Annotated in this window: 23 protein-coding genes; 17 read left to right on the top strand and 6 right to left on the bottom strand. The window is 64.5% G+C overall.

From position 1 onward, the window contains the following. Positions 1 to 270: 270 nt before the first annotated feature. A complete protein-coding gene (locus tag ACVOLZ_RS19170) occupies positions 271 to 777 on the top strand; it encodes a PH domain-containing protein (RefSeq protein ID WP_481517514.1) in 507 nt (168 codons plus the stop codon). Between the two features lie 5 nt (positions 778 to 782). Continuing rightward, positions 783 to 2,288, top strand: coding sequence for a PH domain-containing protein (locus ACVOLZ_RS19175; RefSeq protein ID WP_481517534.1), 1,506 nt, complete (start codon positions 783 to 785; stop codon positions 2,286 to 2,288). Between the two features lie 52 nt (positions 2,289 to 2,340). On the opposite strand, the gene ACVOLZ_RS19180 is transcribed toward ACVOLZ_RS19175, so the two are convergent. After that, on the bottom strand, positions 2,341 to 3,372 hold the full coding sequence (locus ACVOLZ_RS19180; RefSeq protein WP_481512264.1) for a CDP-glycerol glycerophosphotransferase family protein: 1,032 nt from the start codon (positions 3,370 to 3,372) through the stop codon (positions 2,341 to 2,343). A 102-nt stretch (positions 3,373 to 3,474) separates the two neighbouring features. Here ACVOLZ_RS19180 and ACVOLZ_RS19185 point away from each other — a divergent pair, with 102 nt between their 5' ends. The 5 genes from ACVOLZ_RS19185 to ACVOLZ_RS19205 all read left to right on the top strand — a co-directional run bounded on the left by ACVOLZ_RS19185 (position 3,475) and on the right by ACVOLZ_RS19205 (position 8,665). Continuing rightward, on the top strand, positions 3,475 to 4,296 hold the full coding sequence (locus ACVOLZ_RS19185; RefSeq protein ID WP_481517515.1) for a glycosyltransferase family 2 protein: 822 nt from the start codon (positions 3,475 to 3,477) through the stop codon (positions 4,294 to 4,296). A 286-nt stretch (positions 4,297 to 4,582) separates the two neighbouring features. Further along, on the top strand, positions 4,583 to 5,779 hold the full coding sequence (locus ACVOLZ_RS19190) for an O-antigen ligase family protein (RefSeq protein ID WP_481517516.1): 1,197 nt from the start codon (positions 4,583 to 4,585) through the stop codon (positions 5,777 to 5,779). Then, a complete protein-coding gene (locus ACVOLZ_RS19195) occupies positions 5,776 to 6,687 on the top strand; it encodes a glycosyltransferase family 2 protein (protein ID WP_481517517.1) in 912 nt (303 codons plus the stop codon). Before ACVOLZ_RS19190 ends, ACVOLZ_RS19195 begins: the two co-directional genes overlap by 4 nt. Before the next feature lie 116 nt (positions 6,688 to 6,803). After that, on the top strand, positions 6,804 to 7,751 hold the full coding sequence (locus ACVOLZ_RS19200) for a UDP-glucuronic acid decarboxylase family protein (RefSeq protein WP_481517518.1): 948 nt from the start codon (positions 6,804 to 6,806) through the stop codon (positions 7,749 to 7,751). Further along, positions 7,748 to 8,665 (top strand): glycosyltransferase family 2 protein, encoded by a 918-nt coding sequence (locus ACVOLZ_RS19205; protein ID WP_481517519.1) that lies wholly within the window; start codon positions 7,748 to 7,750, stop codon positions 8,663 to 8,665. Before ACVOLZ_RS19200 ends, ACVOLZ_RS19205 begins: the two co-directional genes overlap by 4 nt. Positions 8,666 to 8,687: 22 nt before the next feature. Here ACVOLZ_RS19205 and ACVOLZ_RS19210 read toward each other — a convergent pair whose 3' ends face one another. The 4 genes from ACVOLZ_RS19210 to def form a co-directional block, all read right to left on the bottom strand. After that, the gene (locus ACVOLZ_RS19210) at positions 8,688 to 9,455 is read right to left on the bottom strand and encodes a glycosyltransferase family 25 protein (protein WP_481517520.1); all 768 of its coding nucleotides are present in this window, start codon (positions 9,453 to 9,455) and stop codon (positions 8,688 to 8,690) included. Positions 9,456 to 9,656: 201 nt separating this feature from the next. Next, positions 9,657 to 11,000 (bottom strand): 16S rRNA (cytosine(967)-C(5))-methyltransferase RsmB, encoded by a 1,344-nt coding sequence (gene rsmB, locus ACVOLZ_RS19215; protein ID WP_481517521.1) that lies wholly within the window; start codon positions 10,998 to 11,000, stop codon positions 9,657 to 9,659. 4 nt (positions 11,001 to 11,004) lie between these two features. Continuing rightward, entirely contained in the window at positions 11,005 to 11,928 is a 924-nt protein-coding gene (gene fmt / locus ACVOLZ_RS19220) for a methionyl-tRNA formyltransferase (protein ID WP_481517522.1), read from the bottom strand. Between the two features lie 182 nt (positions 11,929 to 12,110). Continuing rightward, entirely contained in the window at positions 12,111 to 12,626 is a 516-nt protein-coding gene (gene def / locus ACVOLZ_RS19225; protein WP_481517523.1) for a peptide deformylase, read from the bottom strand. A gap of 128 nt (positions 12,627 to 12,754) precedes the next feature. Between def and ACVOLZ_RS19230 the strand changes: the two genes are divergently transcribed. The 9 genes from ACVOLZ_RS19230 (at position 12,755) to ACVOLZ_RS19270 (ending at position 22,433) form a co-directional block, all read left to right on the top strand. Beyond that, positions 12,755 to 13,879 (top strand): LysM peptidoglycan-binding domain-containing protein, encoded by a 1,125-nt coding sequence (locus ACVOLZ_RS19230; protein WP_481517524.1) that lies wholly within the window; start codon positions 12,755 to 12,757, stop codon positions 13,877 to 13,879. Positions 13,880 to 13,957: 78 nt separating this feature from the next. Next, the gene (dprA, locus tag ACVOLZ_RS19235) at positions 13,958 to 15,109 is read left to right on the top strand and encodes a DNA-processing protein DprA (protein ID WP_481517525.1); all 1,152 of its coding nucleotides are present in this window, start codon (positions 13,958 to 13,960) and stop codon (positions 15,107 to 15,109) included. A 45-nt stretch (positions 15,110 to 15,154) separates the two neighbouring features. Beyond that, positions 15,155 to 15,628, top strand: coding sequence for a DUF494 family protein (locus tag ACVOLZ_RS19240; protein WP_481508841.1), 474 nt, complete (start codon positions 15,155 to 15,157; stop codon positions 15,626 to 15,628). Between the two features lie 21 nt (positions 15,629 to 15,649). Beyond that, positions 15,650 to 16,384: a pilin gene (locus ACVOLZ_RS19245; protein ID WP_481517526.1), complete on the top strand. Its 735-nt coding sequence runs from the start codon at positions 15,650 to 15,652 to the stop codon at positions 16,382 to 16,384. A gap of 33 nt (positions 16,385 to 16,417) precedes the next feature. Then, positions 16,418 to 17,341 (top strand): RDD family protein, encoded by a 924-nt coding sequence (locus ACVOLZ_RS19250; protein ID WP_481517527.1) that lies wholly within the window; start codon positions 16,418 to 16,420, stop codon positions 17,339 to 17,341. A gap of 188 nt (positions 17,342 to 17,529) precedes the next feature. Then, complete coding sequence (locus ACVOLZ_RS19255; protein WP_481517528.1) at positions 17,530 to 20,031, top strand: DNA topoisomerase I; 2,502 nt, start codon at positions 17,530 to 17,532, stop codon at positions 20,029 to 20,031. Positions 20,032 to 20,352: 321 nt separating this feature from the next. Then, a complete protein-coding gene (gene tsaC, locus ACVOLZ_RS19260; protein ID WP_481517529.1) occupies positions 20,353 to 20,913 on the top strand; it encodes an L-threonylcarbamoyladenylate synthase type 1 TsaC in 561 nt (186 codons plus the stop codon). A gap of 219 nt (positions 20,914 to 21,132) precedes the next feature. Beyond that, positions 21,133 to 21,804, top strand: coding sequence for a DUF4124 domain-containing protein (locus ACVOLZ_RS19265; protein ID WP_481517530.1), 672 nt, complete (start codon positions 21,133 to 21,135; stop codon positions 21,802 to 21,804). Continuing rightward, the gene (locus tag ACVOLZ_RS19270; protein ID WP_481517531.1) at positions 21,804 to 22,433 is read left to right on the top strand and encodes a DUF4124 domain-containing protein; all 630 of its coding nucleotides are present in this window, start codon (positions 21,804 to 21,806) and stop codon (positions 22,431 to 22,433) included. The genes ACVOLZ_RS19265 and ACVOLZ_RS19270 overlap by 1 nt, the downstream gene beginning before the upstream one ends. Here ACVOLZ_RS19270 and ACVOLZ_RS19275 read toward each other — a convergent pair. Then, complete coding sequence (locus ACVOLZ_RS19275; protein ID WP_481517532.1) at positions 22,421 to 23,197, bottom strand: SDR family oxidoreductase; 777 nt, start codon at positions 23,195 to 23,197, stop codon at positions 22,421 to 22,423. The genes ACVOLZ_RS19270 and ACVOLZ_RS19275 overlap by 13 nt on opposite strands. A gap of 95 nt (positions 23,198 to 23,292) precedes the next feature. Here ACVOLZ_RS19275 and ACVOLZ_RS19280 point away from each other — a divergent pair, with 95 nt between their 5' ends. Then, positions 23,293 to 23,523, top strand: a complete 231-nt coding sequence (locus ACVOLZ_RS19280) for a hypothetical protein (RefSeq protein WP_481517533.1) — start codon at positions 23,293 to 23,295, stop codon at positions 23,521 to 23,523. The last annotated feature ends 344 nt before the right edge of the window (positions 23,524 to 23,867 follow it).

Below are 23,867 nucleotides of genomic sequence, written 5' to 3' on the forward strand. Positions count from 1 at the left end.
TGCGCACCAACGCGGCACGCGCGGGCCATCATCTGGTTGGGGATGCGCTGATATTGGCGGGGCATTTGGCTGCTGGGTTTTTGTCGCCGGGGCCCCAGCCGCGAAGCCACAGATACATCCGGCACCCACAATGGCGCCCCACCTTGAAACTGCGAATGCAGGCCTTTCGGCGGCCTGCAGCCGCGCCAGCTTCGCGGCTGACGCCGCTCCTACAACTGCGATTGCGGCCCCACCTACCGTTGTACGGCCCCGCCGTTATATCGTCTGCGCATGACTGAACCTCCTGCCTTCGATACGCCGCTGCCTGACGACATCCAGTGGCAAGCGCTGCCGCCACGCGGCGCGCTGTTCGCCGCCGCTGGTTCGGCGCTGAGCATGGCCCTGCTGTTCGGCGCCGCCTGCGTGGTGCTGATGTTGGCCACCGACCAATCGAACTGGCTGTTGATCCCCTCGGCCGGCGCCGTGGTTGGTGCCCTGTTGGGCGCCTGGTTCGGCTGGCGTCGGCATCGGCTGACCTTCTGGCGACTGGACGCGCAGTCACTGGGCGTGCGCCGCGGCCATATGTGGCAGAGCGAAAGCCACGTGCCAGTGTCGCGCGTACAGCACCTGGATCTGCGCCGGGGTCCGCTGGAGCGCATGGCAGGCTTGGCGACCCTGATCGTGCATACCGCCGGCACCCGCATGAACACCGTCGCCGTGGCCGGGCTGGCACATGCCGATGCCGAACGCCTGCGTGATCGTTTGGCGCGCCAGCTCGATCACGACGACGCACTGTGAGCGAACTGCCGCCCCCCATCCCCAGCGACGAGCAGCGACTGCATCCGTGGTCGTGGCTGTTCGCCCTGCAGCAGCAGGTGCAGCAGTTCCTGCTGCCGCTGGTTGCCTTGCTGGTGTTCGGCAGCCGCCGCGATGACGACCTGCCCTACCACCACTGGATCAGTGCCGCGATCGTGGTGGCGCTGGTCGTCAGCGCGGTGCTGCAGTACCTGAGCTACCGCTATCGCATAGGCAACGATGCGCTGAGCATTCGTAGCGGCATCTTCGAGCGCACACGTCGCGAGATTCCGTTCGCGCGCATCCATAATGTGGTGGTGCATCAGAACCTGTTGCACCGCATGTTCGGCGTGGCCGAGCTGCGACTGGAATCGGCTGGCGGCGACAAGCCCGAAGCGGAAATGCGCGTACTCAAACTGGCACAGGCGCTGGAGTTGGAACGGCTGATCCGTCAGGGCGGCAGCGAAGCAGCGACAGCCGAGCAGCAGACCGACGTCCCCACTGATGGTGTGCTGCTGAGCTTGCCATTGTCCGAACTCGTGCGGCAGGGCCTTATTTCCAACCGCGCGATGGTCGTTGTGGCAGCGGCAATCGGTGCGGCTTACCAGCTGTTCCCGCGCCGGGCCACCTCCGATTTCATCGAAGAACAGGGCCGCCACGCCTTCGGCTATGCCAGCCAGTTGCAGCTGGGTACGCTGACGATGGTCGCCACCGGCATCCTGCTGCTCGCCTTCGCACTGATCCTGATGCGGCTACTGTCGGTGGGCCTGGCGATCGTGCAGTACTACGGTTTCCGCCTGAGCGAGGCCGACCGCCGCCTCACCGTTGAACGCGGTCTGTTCACCCGCGTGCGCAGCAGCGTGGCGCGCCGTCGCATACAGGCCTGGACTTTGCGCGAAGGCGCTTTGCACCGATTGTTCAAACGCCGTCAGCTACGCGTGGATATCGCCAGTGGCGGCCAGCAGCAGGAGCAGGACGGGCGCGCACTGAAGGAACTGGCACCGCTGGCAACGCCGGACACTTGCGACGGCCTGTTGCAGCACCTGCTGCCGCAGCTGCAGTGGCCACCCACGCAATGGCTGCCGGTAAGTACTCGCGGCTGGTGGCGGTTGTGTTTGCCGGCACTCGTATTGATGAGCATCCTGTCGGCGCTATTGGTCTATGAGACCGACAGTGCATGGGGCCTGCTGCCATTGCTATGGCTGCCGTGGTCCGCACTGAAAGCGCATCGCCAGGTATCCCGCATCGGCTACAACATCGACGCGCAGCGCGTGGCCATCCGTGGTGGCTGGTGGAACCGCTGGTGGCGCGTGGCCGAGCTGGACAAGCTGCAGGCCTTGCGGCTGGATCGTTCACCGCTGGACCGACGATTCGGTACCGCGACGCTGACCCTGGATACCGCGGGTGCAGGTGGCGCGCCGGCCTTGCAGCTGCGCTTTCTGGAAGAAGCCCAGGCACGTACGTTGATGGCGCAGCTTGAACGGGAGATGGCGCGGCGCAAGCTGCGCTGGTGAGCGGATAAAGCCCCCCTCTCCCGCAAGGGGAGAGGGGGAGAACTTCGCGCGACTAAACCCGCGCCGGGCCCCAATAGCCGATGCGCTTGCGCAGCTTGATCTTGCGCCACCAGTTGCGCGGCTTGGGCTTGCGGTTGCGCCCGCCCTTGGCGATGAAATCATCAATGGCCTGCAGGATGCGCTCGCTGGACTGGCCATCGCGGTAGGGATGCAGCTGGTCGGCAAACTGGCGCACCGCGGCCATCAGTTCAGGCGGCCGCGACAGCGCGGTGCGGATAGCACCTTCAAACTGCGCCGGGTCGTCGATATCCAGCAATTGCGGGCCCGGACGGCGGTTCTTGAAGGTCACCACCGGCTTGTAGGTAAGCAGGAACTCGTTGAGTGCCGAGGAAGTGTCCGAGCACATCATGTCCACCTGCGGGAACAGGTCCAGGATGTTGTCGTCATCAGCAAAGCGCAGATAGGGGCCTTCCAGCGCGCGGTACTTGGCGGTGATTTCCGGATCCATCTTCGGATGGAAGGTGACGATCCAGCGCCATTCGCCGGTCTGCGACAGCCGCTTGATCTCGTCGTACAGGATGCCGGCGGCACTCCAGGACGGCGAGAAAGTCGAGTGGTACAGGATCACCGGCGGCTCGCGCACCGGATCCGGCTCGTCCTTGAGCTGGCTCATGAACGGGTCGATCTTCGGGAAGCCGGTTTCCACCACCGAAAAATGTCCGGTCTTTTGTGCCAGCTCCGAGAACGCCGCGGTATCGCGCGGGCCGGTGGTGCAGTACAGGTCGAAGAAGCCACGGATGTAGATGTGGCGCGGCTTGCCGGCGTCAAAGCCGTGGAAGGTCTCGACCTTCACCCCGGGGAAGAAGTGCGGCACCGCGTTGGACGAGGTGATCACCGCGCAGGGGTTCCATGCACGCACCTGCTCAACGCTCAGCAGGGTCTCGTCGGCAGTCAGGTCTTCCGCGCCCGGGCCATCGAAAAACCACGCCGCCTCATCGCCACGTGCGCGGATCGCCGCCTGCAGCGGGCGAAGGATGGCCAGCGCATAGCGCTCGGACCCGTACAGCAGATAGTGGCGTGGCACGGTGGGGAACTCCTGAATATCCCGGATATGCCGAAATTATCGCATCGCCAGTGGAAGCCGTCGCTGCTAGGCTTTGCCCCGTTCCCCTGTGCCAGACCCCGCATGCCCAGCCCAAGCACCACCCTGCCAGCCCAGCGTCCGCGTCTGTCGGCCTGCATCATCGCCTTCAACGAAGCCGACCGCATTGGCGACTGCCTGGCCTCACTGGCGTTCTGCGACGAGATCGTGGTGGTGGATTCCTTCTCCAGCGACGCCACCGTCGCCGTGGCCGAAGCCGCTGGTGCCCGCGTGGTGCAGCGTGCGTTCACCGGCTTCCGCAGCCAAAAGGCGTTCTGCGTGGAGCAGGCCAGCCACGACTGGGTGCTGTGCCTGGACGCCGACGAACGGGTCAACCCGGAGCTGCGCGCCGCCATCGAGGCCGAACGTGACGCCGGCTTCAAGCGCGCCATCGGCTACCGCTTCGCACGCTGCTCGGAGTACTTCGGCCGTTTCCTGCGCCATGGCACCGCCTATCCGGATCGGGTGCTGCGCCTGTTCGACCGCCGTCACGGCGGCTGGCGCGGCGATCGCGAGATCCACGAAGCAGTCACCCTGGATGGCCCGGCCGCCCTGCTCAAGGGTGACCTGTTGCACCACCCCTACCGCAGCTTCCTGCAACTGCTGGACAAGAAGCAGAAATACGCGCGGATGATGGCCGAGCATGAATTCGGCAAGGGCAAGCGAGCCAGCCTGGGCAAGCTGATCGTCGCCCCGAGCTGGCGCTTCGTCCGCAGTTATGTGGTCAAACGCGGCTTCCTGGACGGCTGGCCGGGCCTGATCGAGGCCTTCGTCAGCGCCAATTACGTGCGGCAGAAGACCATCATGCTGTGGTTGCTGCAGAACGGGCAGCCGTTGGTGAACCCTCCCGCTGCAGTCGATCCGTAAGACATGTGCACTTTCTGAACCCCGCCCGGCAGATGACCTGTACGCACCCTCTTGTTCGTTGAAGATGTAACCTCTCGCCGCTAGAATTATTCGTTCTACCGACTGAGATTCAGACTGGTTATCCGGTGGCCGTCCCGCTGTCACTGCTACCTTCCCAGCGGCGTTTCCACGCCCAACCGGTGTGATCCCTTACGTGAATCATTTGTCTTCGGCCCACCCCCTCCCGTTGCTACAGGGACTCCGTACCCGGCTGCTGACGATTGGGCAGTGGTGTGCGGTACTCACGTTGTTTGCTGCACCCGTCAACAAACCCGCCACCAACATCCTGATCGGGTTGAGCCTGCTGTGCTCGCTTGCCGGCGCGGATGTACTGGCACGTTGGCGGGCAGCGTTGCGCGAGCCGGTGGTTATCGGCTTCCTGGTCTGGTTCGGCGTACTGTTCGCCAGCGCGCTGCACGCATGGATGGGCCGTGGCGACCCGGCCTTTCGCGATACCGCCATCTGGGGCTGTGTATATCCAGCACTGATCGCCAGCCTGCTGCGTGATTCGCGCTGGCGCTGGCGCGCGCTTGCCGCCTTTGCGGCCGCTGCCGGTCTGGTGGTGCTTATCTCCTACCTGATGCAGTTTGGTCTTGTACCGCAACGGGAAGTGGCTGAAATACAGGCATCCATGCGCAACACCGTTTTCAAGGAATACACCCAACAGGGGCTGGCCAGCCTGATCCTGATGTCGATGCTGGTGGCGGTGGGCCTGAACAGCCCGGATCGGCGCTGGCGTATCGCTGCGCTGCTCGGTGCCGCGGTCGTGCTGTGCAATGTGGTCATGCTGATCCAGAGCAGAACCACCTACATCGTGCTGCTGCCGCTGCTCGGGTACTGGATCTACCGCCTGGTATCTCATCGGCTCAGCGGGTGGCGCATGCTGACCGTCAGTGCAGGGCTGGCGATCTTCACCATCGCCACACTGTGGTCGACGCCCAGCATCCGCGAACGCATGATCGACTCGATCAGCGAAGAAGTTGATGGCTATCTGGTCAGCCAGGAAGCCACCTCCAGCGGAATCCGCCTATGGCTATGGCAGCAAACCCTGCCCATGATCGCCGACGCACCGGTTTTCGGGCACGGCCTGAACCAGTGGGAACCGCTCTATCTGGAGCAGATGCGCGACATCCCGGGCTCGGAACCGTTCATCACCGGCCACCCGCATCAGGAAGCACTTCTGATCCTGGCCGAGGAAGGTGTGCTGGGCCTGCTGCTTTTCGCCGCCTTGCTGCTTGCTTTCGCAGCACACACAAGCAAGCTGCGTGATCCGCAAAAGGGCATCTTTGCCAGCATCATCATCATCTATGTCGCCGCCGGTCTGGTAAATGGGCTCTGGAGCAACTTTACCCATCGCCATGTCTTCATCCTGTTGATGGCCTGCATTCCAATGGGCAGCTTCCCCTGGTACGGCCTGGCCAGAGAACGCGAATCCACGTCATGAAGCCCAACACGTCGTTTGATGAGGTGACCATTGTCTGCGTCACCTACAACAGTTCGACTCTGGTGGAGGCGATGGCCAACACGCTGGCCCCGTTCCCGCATGTCATCATCATCGACAATGGCAGCAGCGACGACAGCGCCGCACATATCGCGCAGCATATCCCACATGCACGCGTGATCACCCGCCCCACCAACGCAGGTTATGGTGGTGCCAACAACGAGGCGATGGCGGCGGTGCAGACACCGTTCGCACTGCTGCTCAATCCCGATTGTTTCATCGCCCCCGATGACCTGCAGTGCCTGCTGGACTGCATGCAGCAGCACCCCCAAGCTGGTGTGATCGGTCCGCAGAACTGGCGCAGCGAAACAGTCCCACAGATATCGCATCGTCAGGCCTTCTTCAGACCCGGCGCGGACAGCTCCTGCACGGTGCCGGACAAGGTCACCGCCGCCGAATGGATCCATGGCTGTTGCCAGCTGCTGCGAACCCGTGCGTTCCGCGAAATCGGCGGCTTTGACGAAGCATTTTTCCTGTACTACGAAGACGACGACCTGTGCCTGCGGATGGCCCAGGCCGGCCATCAATGCCTGCTGCAGCCGGCGGCACGCGCCTTCCACAAAGGCGGCGCCTCTTCCGCTCCCAGCATGCGCACCGATTTCATCAAGCGCTTTCACTATGCACGCTCGCGTCAGATCGCAATCCGCCGCTATATGGGCAACGCCGCCGGGCGCACGCATTTGGCCAAGCTGATGGCCGCCGCGGTGCCGGCGGTGGTGGTATACAGCCTGCTGCTGCGTCGGCGCGATGTAATCAAGTGGGCCGCATGGGGAGCGGCAGGGTTTTCCGCCGCCTTGGGACTTGACGTGGTACCTGGGCGGGGCAAGCCCGCCACTCCCGTGGGCAAATAGCACCTTTTTGACGCCAGCGCACCCCAACCAAGGGCACAGATCGTGGCAGAATGGCTTCGCCAGCCGGGCCCAAAAGGCCTATGCCCGCCCTACCCTTTCCCTTTCGAGAGTTTTTCATGCAACGCGTCCTGGTCACAGGTGGTGCGGGGTTTCTTGGTTCCCATTTATGCGATCGGCTGATCCAGCAGGGGCATGATGTCCTGTGCGTGGACAACTACTTCACAGGCAGCAAGCGCAATATCGCGCACCTGCTGAACCTGCCCAATTTCGAGCTGATGCGGCACGACGTCACCTTCCCGCTGTATGTGGAAGTGCAACGCATCTTCAACCTCGCCTGCCCGGCCTCCCCGGTGCATTACCAGCACGATCCGGTACAGACCACCAAGACCTCGGTGCACGGCGCGATCAACATGCTGGGCCTGGCCAAGCGCGTGAACGCGCGCATCCTGCAGGCCTCCACCAGCGAGGTCTATGGCGATCCGGAAGTACACCCACAGCAGGAAGGCTATTGGGGCCGAGTCAATCCGATCGGCATCCGCAGCTGCTATGACGAAGGCAAGCGCTGCGCCGAAACCCTGTTCTTCGACTACCACCGCCAGCACGCGCTGGACATCAAGGTCGTGCGCATCTTCAACACCTACGGCCCGCGCATGCACCCCAATGACGGCCGCGTGGTGAGCAATTTCATCGTGCAGGCCCTGCGCGGCGAAGACATCACCATTTTCGGCGATGGCAGCCAGACCCGCAGCTTCTGCTATGTGGATGACCTGATTGAAGCAATGCTGCGGACCATGGACACCGAGCGCGGCTTTACCGGACCGATCAACATCGGCAACCCCGGCGAATTCACCATGCTTGAGCTGGCCGAAATGGTCCTGCGACTGGTCGGCGGCCGCTCGCGCGTGGTGTATCGGCCGCTGCCCTCGGATGACCCCCGCCAGCGCCAGCCGGACATCTCGCTGGCCCGTGAAAAGCTGGGCTGGGAACCCAAGGTCGCCTTGGAAGACGGCCTGAAGGAAACCATTGCCTACTTCCGCAAGTTGCTGGCCGAGGACAAGGCGTGACCACGTTCGCTGTCGTCATCACCAACTACAACTACGCCAAGTTTGTCTGCGAGACCATCGATAGCGCGCTGGCCCAGACCCGCGCCGCCGCACAGATCCTGGTGGTGGATGACGGCTCAAGCGATGGTTCACCAGAACTGCTGCGCCAGCGCTACGGCGACGATGCGCGGGTGACACTGTTGTTTGGCGAAAACGAAGGACAGCTGGCCGCGTTTCAACGCGGCGTGGCCGCTGCCAACGCCGACGTGATCTGCTTCCTGGACGCCGATGACCGCTGGAAACCGGAATACCTGGAAAAGATCGGCGCGGTGTATGACGCCCGTCGCGATATCGACTTCGTCTTCAGCGACCTGCAGACCTTCGGCATCGACAACCTTGACATCCGCTACGAAGACAGCCAGCAACCCATCGACCTTGGCTATACCGCAGTAAGCACTTACTTCCTGGTACCTTGGTATGGCGCCCCCACCTCGGCGCTGAGCCTGCGCCGGGCCTGGGCCGAGAACGTACTCGACCTGCCGCACAGCTTCCGCCGCCAGTGGAAGCTATGCGCTGATGCCTGCGTGGTGCACGGTGCCAGTATCCTTGGTGCCCGCAAGTACTACCTGCCCACCGGCTGCGTGGAATACCGCACCCATGGCAACAATGGCTGGTGGGCAACCCGCCGTGAGCCAACCAGCCTGTACCGCAACGGGCTGCGCAACTACGGCATTGTCCGTGTGTACGCGGCGCGCAGTGGTTTGGACGATGGCTGCTGCAGCCTGGGCAAACAGGAGTACCGCACCAAACCCAAGCCCAGCCGCAAAGAACGGCATCGCTACGCCAGCATCGCATTACGCGGGGATGCGCCCTGGTGGAAGCGTTACGAAAGAGCCATCAGCATCCTGTCTGGACGCCAATCCAGCCGCCGCTGAACAGCGGCGGCATCGCCGCTTCTCAACCGTTGCTTGCGGGTGTACGCCCGCGCAGCCGCGAGGCTAGATTGTAGGCAAACCAGCGCATGCTCAAACGGGCACGGTAAGCCTCACGCTGCAGCCAACCCAGTGGCCCAACGCTGGGTTTGGCCCTGCGCCCGGCCTGAATCACCGAGGCGAACAGATCACCACTGCGCACCACTCCTGGCTTGAGGCCGAGGCATTCCACCCCGTGCAGCCAGGCCAGGTCCATATAGTCATCAACCGGCAGCACCCAGTGCTCGGCGTGACGCAGGAATCTCGCCGCCGCCTCCGGCGTCAGGTAGTAGCCAAACGCACACAAGGGGCTACGCCAGTAGCGATGCAGGACGAAGTCACCGAACTTTATCCAGGGCGAGCTGGGGCGGTCCGCAGCATGCAGGCGGAAGTAGCCAACCGACTCCGGCAATGACGGCAGGTCACGCAACAGGTCCAGGAAGCGCGGATCGATGGTGATGTCGTCTTCAAACACGATCATTGGCCGGCCGCTGTCCACGCACTGCTGCCACAACAGATAGTGGCTGGCCCAGCAGCCGATTTCGCCGGGACGGAAAGGGCGGCCCTTGCAGGCCAGGCGCCGCTTTTCATCGACCTTGGTGAACAAGGGATGCGGAATGCTGCCATTGACAGCCTCCCACATCGTCACATCGATGCCCAAAGCTTCAGCCTGCCGCTGGATCGAGGCACGACGATCCGCCGACGCCGGCAGGTTGATGACATACAGGGGTAAATCAGCAGACGGCCGAGTCATTGCGCGACGCAATCCTGGAAAAGAATCCACACGGGCTCCCCATTTTCCGGAAGCCATCCTGGACACAACAACGAGTCATGATAGTACCCGATCAGCAACTGCCTGCCCCCTGCCCTGGCACCCGCCAACAATGCGCGGCAGGCGCTTGATTTCATCGGCATCGCAACTGCCCGCTTGATCCGAGGAACGAAGAACGTCCGCTCAGTCCGCTACGGCCTTCACCAGCCGCGCATAGAAGAAACCATCCCCCCCCTGCTCACCCGGCAGGCGCTGGCGATTGCCCGCGTCGTCATGGCCAAAGGCTTCCGGCAACGCCTGCAGCTGCGCATCGGGCGTGCGTGCGAGGAAGGCAGCTACCTGTTGGCCGTTCTCCTGGCGCAGGATCGAGCAGGTCGAGTACAGCAGCACGCCACCGGGGCGCAATACTGCCCACAATGCGTCCAGCAAGCGCGACTGCAAGGCCGCCAATGCAACGATGTCTTCAGCACGGCGGTGCAACAGCACGTCCGGCTGCCGGCGGATGATGCCGGTGGCCGAACACGGCGCATCCAGCAACACCGCGTCAAACGGATTGCCGTCCCACCAGGCAGCGGTATCGGTGGCGTCCACGGCCAACACCTGCGCCTGTGCGCCAACGCCGGTACGGGCGAAGGTTTCACGGATGCGCTGCAACCGCCGCGCGTCGACATCAAGGGCGACCAGCTGCAGCGCCGGATCGCGCTCCAGCAGATGTGCGGACTTGCCGCCCGGCGCCGCGCACGCGTCCAGCACCCGCGCACCTGCCGGTGCCTGCAAGGCATCGGCTACTTGTTGCGCTGACAGGTCCTGCACCGACACTGCGCCCTGCGCAAAGCCAGGCAAGCTGCTCACCGGCACCGCAACCGGCAGACGCACCGCGTCGGCCGACAAGGGCTCGGCGACGGCTTCAATGCCAGCCTCGGCCAACAAACCCAGATACGCGTCGCGCGAGTGCTGCTCGCGGTTCACCCGCAGCCACATCGGCGCCGGCTGCAGACTCTGCGCGATGATTTCTACAGCCTGCTCCGGCCAGTCGTGCTGCACCTGGGCCAGCAGCCATTGCGGCCACGCATCTTCAGCGCGCGCCTCGGCAAAGCCCTCGCGCTGTGCGCGGCGCAGCAATGCATTGACCATGCCGGCCTGACGCTCACGGCCCAGCGCGCGCGCTGCCTCCACTGTCGCCGACAGCGCCGCATGGGCTGGCAGCTGCAACACGTCCAACTGTGCGAAACCGACCATCAGCAACGCACGCAGATCACCGTCACGCGCGCCCAGCGGCTTCTGCAGCCATTGCCGCAGTGCCTGGTCGTAGACCACGCGGCGCCGCAGCGCTGCGAAACAGATGGCTTCCAACAATGCGCGGTCGCGGCTGTCGTCGAGCTTGGGCAGGGCAGCGCCGAGTTCGGCTTTCAGCGAGCGGCCCTTGCCGATCACCGCCGCCAACACCTTGGCCGCCAGCGCGCGGGTCTGTACGCCGGGCTGTGCCGCCGCGGACTTGCCCCACGGCGAGGAAGTAGCAGCCGTCATCCGCTCAGCCCTCGATCCGCAGATCGCGGCGTGCGTTCAGATAATCAGCAGCGGTAATCGCCTTGCCGCCTTCGCGCTGCACTACGCGCAGGCGCAACGCGCCCTGTCCGCAGGCGATATCGATACCGTCACGGGCAGCACCGATCACCGTGCCCGGTGACTGGCCACGGTTGTCCTCAATGGCTACCGCGCCGTGGATGCGTACGCGCTCGCCGGCCAAGCTGGCCTCGGCCACCGGCCACGGATTGAAGGCGCGCACGCGGCGCGCAAGCGCGGCCGCCGGCTCGGCCCAATCGAGCTTGGCTTCGGCCTTGTCCAGCTTGTGTGCGTAGGTGACGCCAGCTTCCGGCTGGCGCTGCGCCACCGGCTTCAGCCCTGCGCGCAACAGGCCCAGGCCATCGGACAATACCTGCGCACCCATCTGTGCCAGACGATCATGCAACTGACCGCCGGTATCGGTATCGCGGATAGGGGTGTGCTGGCGCAGCAGCACCGGTCCGGTATCCAGACCCGCTTCCATCTGCATCAGGCAGACGCCGGTTTCGGCATCGCCAGCCTCGATCGCGCGCTGGATCGGCGCGGCGCCGCGCCAGCGCGGCAGCAGTGAGGCATGCACGTTCCAGCAGCCGTGGGTCGGGATGGCCAGCACCGCCTTGGGCAGGATCAGGCCGTAGGCAACCACGATCATCAGATCCGGCTGCAGCTCGCGCAGCTGCTGTTGGGCTTCAGGTGTCTTCAAGCTTTCCGGCTGAAACACCGGGATGCCGCGCGCGATCGCGTCAAGCTTCACCGGCGAGGGCATCAAGCCACGGCCGCGACCGGCCGGGCGATCCGGCTGGGTATAGACCGCCACAACTTCATGCTGGCGCGCAGCGGCGCCCAGGGAAGCAACGGCGAATTCCGGCGTACCGGCGAAGATGATTTTCATTGGGCGGGGATTCGGGATTCGGGATTCGGAACTGGAAAAAGCAGCGCAGCGGCTGTTGCCAATCGCGAATCAAAAAAAACAGCATGCAGGTCAGGGACACAGGACGGAACGCCAGAACTGCGAAAGACGCAGCAATGCACGTCTTTACCAATCTCCAATCCCGACCTCCCCGATCCCTGCACTCAAGCTACGTGCTTGCGCGACTTGGCCAGCTTCTTGCGCACCATCTCGCGCTTGAGCGGCGACAGATAGTCAATGAACAGCTTGCCGTCCAGGTGATCCATCTCGTGCTGGATGCAGGTGGCCAGCAGGTCTTCGGCGGCCAGTTCCTGCTGCTTGCCTTCACGGTCGAGGAAGCGAACCACGATGGAATCAGCGCGGGTGACATCGGCATAGATGCCAGGCACCGACAGGCAGCCTTCCTGATAGACACGGCCGCCTTCACTGGCACTGACGATCTGCGGGTTGATGAACACCTGCGGCTCGTTGTGCTCTTCGCTGACGTCGATGACCATGAAACGCTTATGCACATCCACCTGGCTGGCGGCCAAGCCGATGCCAGGGGCGTCGTACATGGTCTGCAGCATGTCGTCGAGCAGCTGCTGGAAGGCCGGCGTGGTCACTTCGGCCGCCTCGACAAGGGCCGCCTTGGTGCGCAGGCGCGGGTCTGGGAACTCAAGAATAGGCAGGAGGGCCATGGCAATACCAATCTGGGATGCCGCTTATTTCGGCAAGATGTCCCAATTCTACCGCTTGCGCTTGCCCGGCGCCCCCGTTTCTGCAATATAGTGCGACAACCTGTTGGGGAATCAGGCAGATCGCAACCATGTTGAAACAAATACGTACGGTCGCCGCCGTGGCGATGCTGACCGTCACGACCTATGCCGTGGCCGTCGAAATGAACGGTACTCACCCTGACACCTACGTGGTGCGCAAGGGCGATACTTTGTGGGACATATCGGCACGTTTCCTGAAGAAGCCGTGGCTTTGGCCGGAGATCTGGCAGGCCAACCCACAGGTCAAGAACCCACACCTGATCTACCCGGGTGACGTTCTGAGCCTGGCCTATCTGGACCGGGTGACCGCCCAGGCCGGTCCGCGCCAGGAAGCACCGATCACCGGCGTGCCACTGGCGGACGTTGAGCCCTTCCTTAAGAACCTGAACGTTGTGGACAGCTTCGAGGACCTCCCCTATGTGGTCGGCCTGGAAGACAACCGTCTGCGCGCCAGCGCCGGACAGAACGCCTATATCCGTGGTCTGGACGCTGCCCAGGCCGGCCAACGCTACATGGTGGTCCGCCCGACCGTACGTTTTGCCCAGCCCAAGCCCACCGAGGATCTGGACGTACGCGGCGATACCACTCCTGGCAGCGGCAACCGGTGGAAGAGCTTCGTTGCGGCCAACGACCGCAACGAGTTCCTCGGCTATGAACTGGCCCAGGTCAATATCGGCACACTTACCCAGGTAGCCAGCGGCAACGTCGAAGCCTCCACCCTGCGACTGGAAACCAGTGGCAGCGAAGTGCGCGCAGGCGATCGCCTGTTACCGGTACAGCTGAACCCGTACGACCTGCAGTTCGTCCCGCACGCCCCGGCCAACGCCCCGGCGCCGGGCCAGCTGCGCGTGCTTGCAGTGGCCGACAGCTTCACCAGTGGCGGCCCGCGCGATGTGATCGCCATCTCCGGCGGCGCACGTGAGGGGATCAACAACGGCACGGTGTTCTCGATCTGGCGCAGTGGCAGCCATGTCGCCCACCGCATGCAGTACCCGGGTTCGTCGCGCATGGATGACGCACTGAAGACCAGCGCCGGCCGGGTCACACTACCTGACGAGTATGCGAGCCATGCAATGGTGTTCCGCACCTTCGACAAGGTCAGCTATGCCTTGATCATGGAAGGCACCAAGCCGACCCGCGTGGGCTATGAACTGAAGCACCCGGACGCGCAGTAAGCGCCCGCGGCCTAGCCTTACGATGTACAACAACGGCGCCTGAGGGCGCCGTTGTTGTTTGCGGCGGCAGGCTGGGCCATGCCTCGATCATCCCTTGCCAATACGCCCATACAACCCCGCTGCCCGGCCTTGCTGACCCTGACGCTGGCCGGCGGCCCCCTGCAGACACTGCGTCGCCTGCTCGATCAACACGGCAGCAGCGCGAACGCCTTGGCCGCCGGTCCCACAGGCTGGCAAGCGGCAGGCTGCACGCCAGCACAACGCCAAGCACTGGCAAAGCCCGATGCGGCTGCCTGGGCGCGCGCCACTGCCTGGCTGGAGTTCGATAGCCATCATCTTGTTGGCTGGGGTGATGAGGACTACCCAACGCTACTGCGCGACAGCCCGAACCCACCATTGGCATTGTTCATTGCCGGCGACCCAACCCGGCTCTGGCAACCAGCGATCGCCATCGTTGGCAGCCGCATACCCAGTCCTGGCGGCCGCGACATCGCCCGCGACTTTGCCACCGCACTGGCCGGTCACGGCCTCACCATCGCCAGCGGCCTGGCCGCCGGCATCGATGCTGCCGCGCACCGGGCAACACTTGCCTGCAAGGGCAGCACCTATGCGGTAATCGGCACCGGTCCGGACCTGGCCTACCCGCGCCACCATCGCCAGCTGCAGGCACAGATCGCCGCCGAAGGCGCGGTGGTCAGCGAATACCCGCCAGGCACAGCACCGCGCAGTGGCCAGTTCCCGGCCCGCAACCGCCTGTTGGCGGCACTTGCCCTTGGCACCGTGGTCATCGAGGCCGCCGAACGCTCCGGCGCACTGATCACCGCACGCTTGGCCAGCGAGGCCGGCCGCGAAATCTTTGCCGTGCCCGGCTCCATCCACAATCCGATGGCGCGCGGCTGCCACCGGCTGATACGCGAAGGTGCCACATTGGTGACACACAGCGCCGACATTCTTGAAGGCGTGGCCAATCTGGCCGGCGAACTGGCCTGTGCCTTGCAAACCCGGCTTCAGACCCCCATCTCCCCTGTACCGTCCGGCCAGCACCCGGCCGTCACGCCACCGGACCCAGACTACCAGCGATTGTGGGATGCCTTGGGTTATGACCCAACCGGTATGGATTTACTGATCGAGCGCACTGGATTGACGGCCGCCAGCCTGTCCTCCATGCTGCTGCTCATGGAATTGGAAGGCAGAGTGTCGTCGGCGCACGGCCGCTACACCCGCACCTGAAGGTTTCTTCACCTCCACAGCGCCAATGGCGCAGGCCGAGGGGCAATGAAAGAGAGCATCCTGGACGTCCTGTTGTACCTGTTTGAACACTACTTCAGCGAAGACGCTGATCTCATCCGAGACCGCGACTCGCTACAGAACGGCCTGATCCAGGCCGGTTTCAGTCCCGCCGAAATCAACAAGGCCTTCGATTGGCTCGATGCCTTGGCCGAACAACGCCCAGCCGTGGCGCAGCCACGCGTTGACGGGCCGGTACGCGTGTTCCACGGCCCCGAGCTGGACAAGCTGGACGTGGAAGGTCGCGGTTTCCTGCTGTTCCTGGAACAACAACGCGTGCTCGATGCCGACCAGCGCGAGCTGGTGCTGGACCGTGCCATGGCGCTGGACCAGGACGAACTGGACCTGGACGACCTGAAGTGGGTGGTGCTGATGGTGCTGTTCAACCAACCCGGCGCAGAAGCTGCCTATGCCTGGATGGAAACCCAGATGTTCGTCGACGAACCCGAACCCCTGCACTAAGCCCAACACCGGCGTGCAGGGATGCATAAGGACACCATCTACGTGAGCCAATGGTTCTACGCCGAGGGCAACCGCGAACGTCGCGGCCCGATCACCGATGACAACATCGTCGAGCTGTTCCAGTCCCGCCGTATCGACGAGGACACCCTGATCTGGCGCGAAGGTGCCGGCGACTGGCGGCCGCTGCGTGATTTCGCCGGCGAACTCGGCCTGGACATGGCGCAGGCAGCCTCGACGACGGCGCCAACCGGCCCACCATCACTGCCTCCTGGGCTGCAAACCATCCACACGACCTCAGCCGTGGCTCCCCGCCAAGGCCTGTCCGGCTGCGCGATCGCCGGCATCATCGCCGCCGTGGTCGGGGTGATCCTGATTGCCATCGTCGGCATCCTGGCCGCCATCGCCCTGCCCGCTTACCAGGACTATGTGCTGCGCTCCAAGGTCACCATGGCAAATGGGCAAATGACTGCCCTGAAGCAGCAGGTGGCCGAGTTTGTCGCCACCAATGAACGCTGCCCGGTCAATGATGACGACGGCTTTGGCAGCCCGGACAGCTACGCCGATGGCGATGTAGCCGAGATCAATATCGGCCGCTTCGAGAACGAGCATTGCGGGCTGGAAGCACGCCTGCATGTCCCGAAGCACACCCAACTTGACGGAAAAAGCCTCTGGCTCGACTACGATATGCAGGCCGACACCTGGGAATGCAGTTCCGATGTCGAGGACAAATACCTGCCAATCAGCTGTCGCAGCTGATTGGTAGCGGCCAGAACTTTTACGGGGAAAACGATGAGCCAGTGGTACTACGCTGATGCCCAGCGCGAGCGGCATGGTCCGATTGAAGCGGACGCCCTCCGCGAAAAATTCCGCGCAGGGGAGATCGACCTGGGCACCTTGGTCTGGCGTGAAGGCATGCAACAGTGGCAGCCGCTTTCGGCCGTCGGCGACGAACTGCAGTTGATCAGCCAGGCCAGCACAGGCATCGACCTGCGCCAGGACTACGCCGCCATCGAAAGTGGCGAAGCCGTCGCCGCACGCACTGCCGCCGAAGCCAACTCACCGTACGCCGCGCCGGCCAGCCGTCCGCAGGACGTCGACCCCGCTGCCGTGCAGGGTGGACTGGTGGTGCAGGCTGGCTTCTGGAAGCGCGTAGCCGCGTACTTCATCGACTACGTGATCATGACCGTGTTCACCTACATCGTGCTGATCCCGCTGAGCATCCTCGGCGCAATTGTCGGTGGCGTATCGGGCAGCGCGGACTCCGCCGCTGGCTCGATCGGCATGTTCCTGACCCTGGGTATCGGCTACCTGATCATCTTCGCCGGCAACTTGATGTACCCGGCATGGATGCACTCGTCCAAGTACCAGGCCACGCTGGGCAAGATGGCAGTGGGCATCAAGGTGGTGCGCAGCAACGGCGAGCGCCTGACCCTGGGCCGCGCGGTGGGCCGCTTCTTCGCCTATATCCTGAGCAGCATCACCCTGTGTATCGGCTTTGTGATGGCCGCCTTCACCGAGCGCAAGCAGGCCCTGCACGACATCATCTGCGACACCCTGGTGGTGGACAAGTACGCCTTCACCGATCACCCGGAGTGGCAGCAGCAGGGTCTGGGCACGGTCACCATCGTGATCCTGTCGCTGGCCGGCCTGGGCATCCTTTGCCTGATCGGGCTGTTCGTGCTTATCGGTGTTGCCGCAGCAGGCTTCAACTGACAAATTGCCGGGGGCGGCTTGACAGAGCCCCCTCTGGCATGATTCCTCTAATAAGGAACAAAGCTGAACGCCCGGGCCGCAACCCGGGCGTCGGCTTATGCACAACCCAAACATCGGCTTCACTATCGTCCCGGTTTAAGCCACCCTAGCGCCCCCACAAGGGCGTTCCGCCCCAAGAATGTACTGACATGCCCAAGCACCTGCTCATCGTCGAATCACCGGCCAAGGCCAAGACGATCAATAAATACCTCGGCAAGGACTACACGGTCCTGGCCTCGTATGGGCATGTGCGTGATCTGGTCCCCAAGGAAGGCGCGGTCGACCCCGAGAACGGGTTCGCCATGCGTTACGACCTGATCGAGAAGAACGAGAAGCACGTCGAAGCCATCGCAAAAGCCGCAAAGGGCGCCGATGACATCCTGCTGGCGACTGACCCGGATCGCGAGGGTGAGGCCATCAGCTGGCATATCGCCGAGATCCTGAAGCAGCGCGGGCTGTCCGATGGCAAGCCGATGCAGCGCGTGGTGTTCACCGAAATCACCCCGCGCGCGATCAAGGAAGCGATCGCCCAGCCGCGTGAAATCGCCTCGGATCTGGTCGATGCCCAGCAGGCGCGCCGGGCACTCGATTACCTGGTCGGCTTCAACCTGTCACCGGTGCTGTGGCGCAAGGTGCAGCGCGGCCTGTCCGCCGGCCGCGTGCAGAGCCCGGCACTGCGCATGATCGTCGAGCGCGAAGAAGAGATCGAAGCCTTCATCTCGCGCGAGTACTGGAGCATCGAAGCTGCCTGCGCGCATCCCTCGCAGCACTTCAACGCGCGCCTGATCAAGCTGGACGGGCAGAAGTTCGAGCAGTTCACCATCACCGATGGCGATACCGCCGAGGCCGCGCGCCTGCGCATCCAGCAGGCCGCGCAGGGCTCGCTGCACGTCACCGATGTGGCCAGCAAGGAGCGCAAGCGCCGCCCGGCCGCACCGTTCACCACCTCCACGCTGCAGCAAGAAGCATCGCGCAAGCTCGGCTTCACCACCCGCAAGACCATGCAGGTGGCGCAGAAGCTCTATGAAGGCGTGAACATCGGCGACGAGGGCACGGTCGGCCTGATCTCGTATATGCGTACCGACTCGGTGAGCCTGTCGCAGGACGCACTGGCCGAGATCCGCGACGTGATTGCCCGCGATTACGGCATCAGTTCGCTGCCGGACAAGCCCAACACCTACACCACCAAATCCAAGAACGCGCAGGAGGCCCACGAAGCCGTGCGCCCGACCTCCGCGCTGCGCACCCCGGCACAGGTCGGCAAGTACCTGACCGACGACGAGCGCAAGCTGTACGAGCTGATCTGGAAGCGCGCCGTCGCCTGCCAGATGATCCCGGCTACCTTGAACACCGTCAGCGTCGACCTGTCGGCCGGCAGCGCGCACGTGTTCCGTGCCAGCGGTACCACCGTGGTGGTGCCAGGCTTCCTTGCCGTGTACGAGGAAGGCAAGGACAGCAAGAGCGCCGAGGACGAAGACGAAGGCCGCAAGCTGCCGCTGATGAAGCCCGGCGACCGCGTGCCGCTGGACCGCATCGTCGCCGACCAGCACTTCACCCAGCCGCCACCGCGTTACACCGAAGCGGCGCTGGTCAAGGCGCTTGAGGAATACGGCATCGGCCGTCCGTCCACCTACGCCTCGATCATCCAGACCCTGCTGTTCCGCAAATACACCGAGATGGAAGGCCGCAGCTTCAAGCCGACCGACGTCGGCCGCGCGGTGAGCAAGTTCCTGTCCAGCCACTTCACCCAGTACGTCGATTACGACTTCACCGCCAAGCTCGAAGACGAGCTGGATGCAGTGTCGCGTGGCGAGGAAGAGTGGGTGCCGCTGATGGAGCGCTTCTGGGGCCCGTTCAAGGAACTGGTCACCGACAAGAGCGAATCACTGGACCGCACCGACGCCGGCAGCGCGCGCGTGCTGGGCCCGGACCCGGTCAGCGGCAAGGACGTCACCGCCCGTATCGGTCGCTTCGGCCCGATGGTGCAGATCGGCACCGTCGAAGACGAAGAGAAGCCCAAGTTCGCCTCGCTGCAACCAGGCCAGAGCATCTACTCGATCTCGCTGGAAGAAGCACTGAAGCTGTTCGACATGCCGCGCAAGCTCGGCGCCGACGCCAATGGCGAGGAAGTCACCGTCGGCATCGGCCGCTTCGGACCTTTCGCCAAGCGCGGCAGCACCTATGCCTCGCTGACCAAGGAAGACGACCCCTACAAGATCGACCTGGCCCGCGCCGTGTTCCTGATCGAAGAGAAGGAAGAGATCGCGCGCAACCGCATCATCAAGGAGTTCGAGGGTTCGGACATCCAGGTGTTGAACGGTCGCTTCGGCCCCTACATCAGCGACGGCAAGATGAACGGCAAGATCCCCAAGGACCGCGAGCCGGCCTCGCTGACCCTGGCCGAAGTCGAGCAGCTGATGGCCGAAACCGGCAAGCCCGTGCGCAAGGGCTTCGGCAAGAAGGCTGCCAAGAAGACCACGGTCAAGAAGGAAGCCGCGCCGAAGAAGGCCGCTGCAAAGAAGGCTCCGGCCAAGAAAGCGGCTACCAAGAAAGCCGCTACCAAAAAGACCGCAGCGAAGAAAGCAACGAAGAAAACCGTCGCCAAGAAGGCAGTGAAGAAGTCGGCCGCCGACGACGCACCGCCGTTCTGATACACGGCAGAGCAAGACCGCTGCTCCCTTCTCCCGTTTACGGGGTTAAGAACAGGCGTTTACGAGCCAAAGGCTCGTGACTGTTCGTACGCCCCGCGTGCTACGCGGGGCCGGGGCGCGAAGCGAGGTGTCCGAAGGACGGATGAGGGCAAGCTTTGCTGGTGAAAGCGGACGAAAGCAGCTCCGGCTTTCATCCCCTCCCCCGCCAACAAGCGGATAATCAGCACCACCCGCAGCAGGCCGCCCACCGGGCGGCCTTTGCTTTGCGTCACTTTCGCGGGCCCGCGCAAACATGCGTGCGGCCCTCCAACGGTGCTGACCATGCTCGAACTCGACCTGCACAACGTCGTCCCGGCCCTCAAGGCCGGCGGCGTGATCGCCTACCCGACCGAAGCGGTCTGGGGCCTGGGCTGTGATCCCTCCAACGAAACTGCCGTTATGAAGTTGCTGGCGCTGAAACAGCGCCCGGTCGAGAAAGGCATGATCCTGATCGCCGCCAGCCCGGCGCAGTTGGAAGGTTGGGTGCAGCTGGATGCCTTGGCTGCCGATCGACGGCAAGCGGTGTTGGAAAGCTGGCCCGGCGCCAACACCTGGATCGTCCCAGCCGGCCCACGCGCCCCACGCTGGATCACTGGAGAGCACACCGGCATCGCCGTGCGGGTCACAGCCCATCCGCTGGTACAGGCCCTGTGCAAGGCCTGGGGCGGCCCGCTGGTCTCGACCAGCGCCAACCTCGCCGGTGAGCCCCCGGCGCGCTCCCGTGAGCAGCTGGACCCTGCCCTGCTGGCCCTGCTGGATGGTCTGCTGGACGGCGCCACCGGTGGCCTGGCCCAGCCTACCCGCATCCGCGTGGCAGCCACCGGCGACGTCCTGCGCGACTGAAAAGCTGAAAAGCCAACCCCTCCCCAACCCTCCCCTTGGCTACGCCAAAGGGAGGGGGCAACGGTGTAGTGCCGAGCCATGCTCGGCAGGGGCTTCACCGGTAGCGCCTCAGCCGAGCAAGGCTCGGCGCTACACAGGAACGCGGTCGGCAAGATTGCCAGCTTCGCGGCTTACGCTGCTCCCACAACAACAACGAAGCCGTCGTGGCACACTGCCGACATGCGCGCTCGCCTGCCACTGCTCGGTTGCCTGGTCTGGTTGCCAGCCGTGGCCCTGGCGGTTGATCCGCCTCCCGCCGGCTCGGCGGACAATGTCCGCATCTACCGCTGCGTCGGCAGCAACGGCGCGGTATCGCTGCAGGATGCGCCCTGCACCAAGGCGCATCAGCAGCAGGTGCTGGATATGACGCGACCGAAGGACCCACCACCGCGGCAGGCATCCACAGCACCAACACCAACTACCGCACCTGTGATTCAGCGCGAGGTGCGGGTGGTCACGGTGCAGCCACCACAGCCGATGTACGAGTGCGTCACCAGCGAAGGCGAGCGCTATACCAGCGACAACAACGAAGGCAATCCACGCTGGGTACCAACCTGGGGCTATGCCTACCCAACCCATCACGGTCCCGGCCATGGTGGCCCGCGCGCGCCGCGCCCTCCCGGCGGTGGCGGTATCCCGTGGCGAGCAGGTGTCGCGGTTCCGATGGGCTCGGTGCTGGTGCGCGACAGCTGCCATGCCTTGCCACCGCAGGAAGTCTGCGCGCGGCTGCGCGATCGGCGCTGGGAACTGATCCGCCGCTACAACAGCGCGCTGCAGAGCGAGCGCCAGGAATTGACGCGCGAACAGCGCGGCATCGACGCGCGGCTTGAACAGGATTGCGGGGGAACCTGATGCGTTGCCTGATCGTGCTTCTACTTCTCGCCAGCACCAGCGCCAGTGCACAGGCCGGCGAGATCGTGTTCTACCGCTGCACTGATGCCGCTGGCGCGCTTACCGTGCAGAACATGCCATGTCCCAAGGGCACGCAGCAGCAAAGTAAAAAAGTCATGCAGGCGGTGCAAAGCCCGCCACCTCCGCCGCCGTTTGCCAACCCGGCGCCTGCATCGCTACCGCAACTGATTGCGGCACCCGCTGCTGCTGAGGCCCCCGAGCCACCGAAAGCCGCCGCGATTGTGACGGCACCTCCGGTGCCGCTGCCCGAGCTGTTCCAGTGCCGCACCCGTGAAGGGCAAAACTACTTCAGCGAAACCCGCGAGCCGCCGTCACGCTGCGTGACCATGCAGGTCACCGGCCTGGACGGCAATCCGAACACCGGCGCAGGTGATGCCTGTGAAGTTGTGCGCGACACCTGCACGGCAGTCGACCCGGCACAGCTGTGCGCTACCTGGCAGCAATGGGCAAACGAAGCGGAATCGGAATGGCGTTTTGCCGCGGCCAGCCAAGCCGAGACGCTTCAGAAGAAGTATCTGCGCCTGCAGTCGCTGCTGGCTGGCAGCGACTGCAACACTCAGAAGCCGTAACGCAGGAAGCCGCCGTCCACCGCGATGCACTCGCCGGTGACATAGCTCGATGCCGGCAGGCACAGGAAGCTCACTGCAGCCGCAACTTCCTCCGGCTCACCGATGCGACGCATCGGCGTGCGCGCGATCACTTCATCGTAGTAATCGGCATCGGACAACGGCCCGGAAGTACGGCGGGTGCGGATGTACCACGGCGCCACCGAGTTGACGCGGATGCCGTCCTCGGCCCATTCACAGGCCAGGTTGCGGGTCATCTGCTGCATCGCCGCCTTGGTCATTCCGTAGACAACGCCGCTGCGCACATGGGTGATGCCGGAGACGCTGCCGACGTTGACGATGGCCGAGGACGCGTGCCGGGTCAGCAGCGGATGCGCATAGCGACACAGCTCGAATGCCGAGAACAGGTTGGTCTCGAAGATCCCGCGCCACTCGTCTTCGGAATACTCGGTTGCCGCCTTGGTGGTGTTGCCACCGGCGTTGTTGACCAGGATGTTCAGGCCATCGCTATGGTCTTCGACCCAGTCGAGAATCTCCTGCCGATCCTGGTCATCGCTGACGTCGGCTGACAGCGCGTGGATGGCACGCTCGGGAAACGCATCAGCCAACTCATCGCGTGCGGTCTCCAGCGCATCGGTATCGCGCCCGACGATGAGCACATCGGCACCAAAACCCAGCAGTTCACGCGCGATTGCCAAGCCAATGCCGGCACTTGCACCGGTGACCAAGGCGGTTTGCCCATCCAGGCGCCAACGCTGCTGGTTCATTGTGTTTCCTCATCGATGCTGGGTGCGGCGTCCGTGAAGGGCCGCTGCGGGAAGATGGCGCTAGGATAGCTGCCTGAGCCCTGCGGAGCATGCCGATGAAGCGTCTTTCCTTGTTGATGGTGCCGTTGCTGCTTTCTCTGGCAGCGTGCAAGCCACAAGCGCCGGACACCGAACGCCGTCCCGACCCGCAAGCCACAGCGCTGCGTGATGCGATGAAGAAGGATCTGGATCAGGCCAAGGCCACCGCAGCGGCGGCCGAACAGGCCAGCAAGGCGCAAACAGCTGAGTTGGATGCGGCGGTTGGCGGCACCGATACCGCCAAGTAGCGCGTCATCTGTAGTGCCGAGCCATGCTCGGCAATGGGCATTGCCGCGAGAACCCACATGTAGTGGGGGGGGGGGGGGGGGGCGGGGGGGGGGGCGGGCGGCCCCCCCCAAAAGGTGGGGGGGGGGGGGGGGGGGGGGGGGGGGCGGGGGGGGGGGGGGGCGGGGGGGGGGGGGGCGGGGGGGGGGGGGGGGGGGGGGGGGGGGGGGGGGCGGGGGGGGGGGGGGGTGGGGGGGGGGGGGGGGGGGGGGGGGGGGGGGGGGGGGGGGGGGGCCCGGGGGGGGGGGGGGGGGGGGGGGGGGGGGGGGGGGGGGGGGGGGGGGGGGGGGGGGGGGGGGGGGGGGGG

The organism is Stenotrophomonas sp. STEN020 (assembly GCF_056760195.1).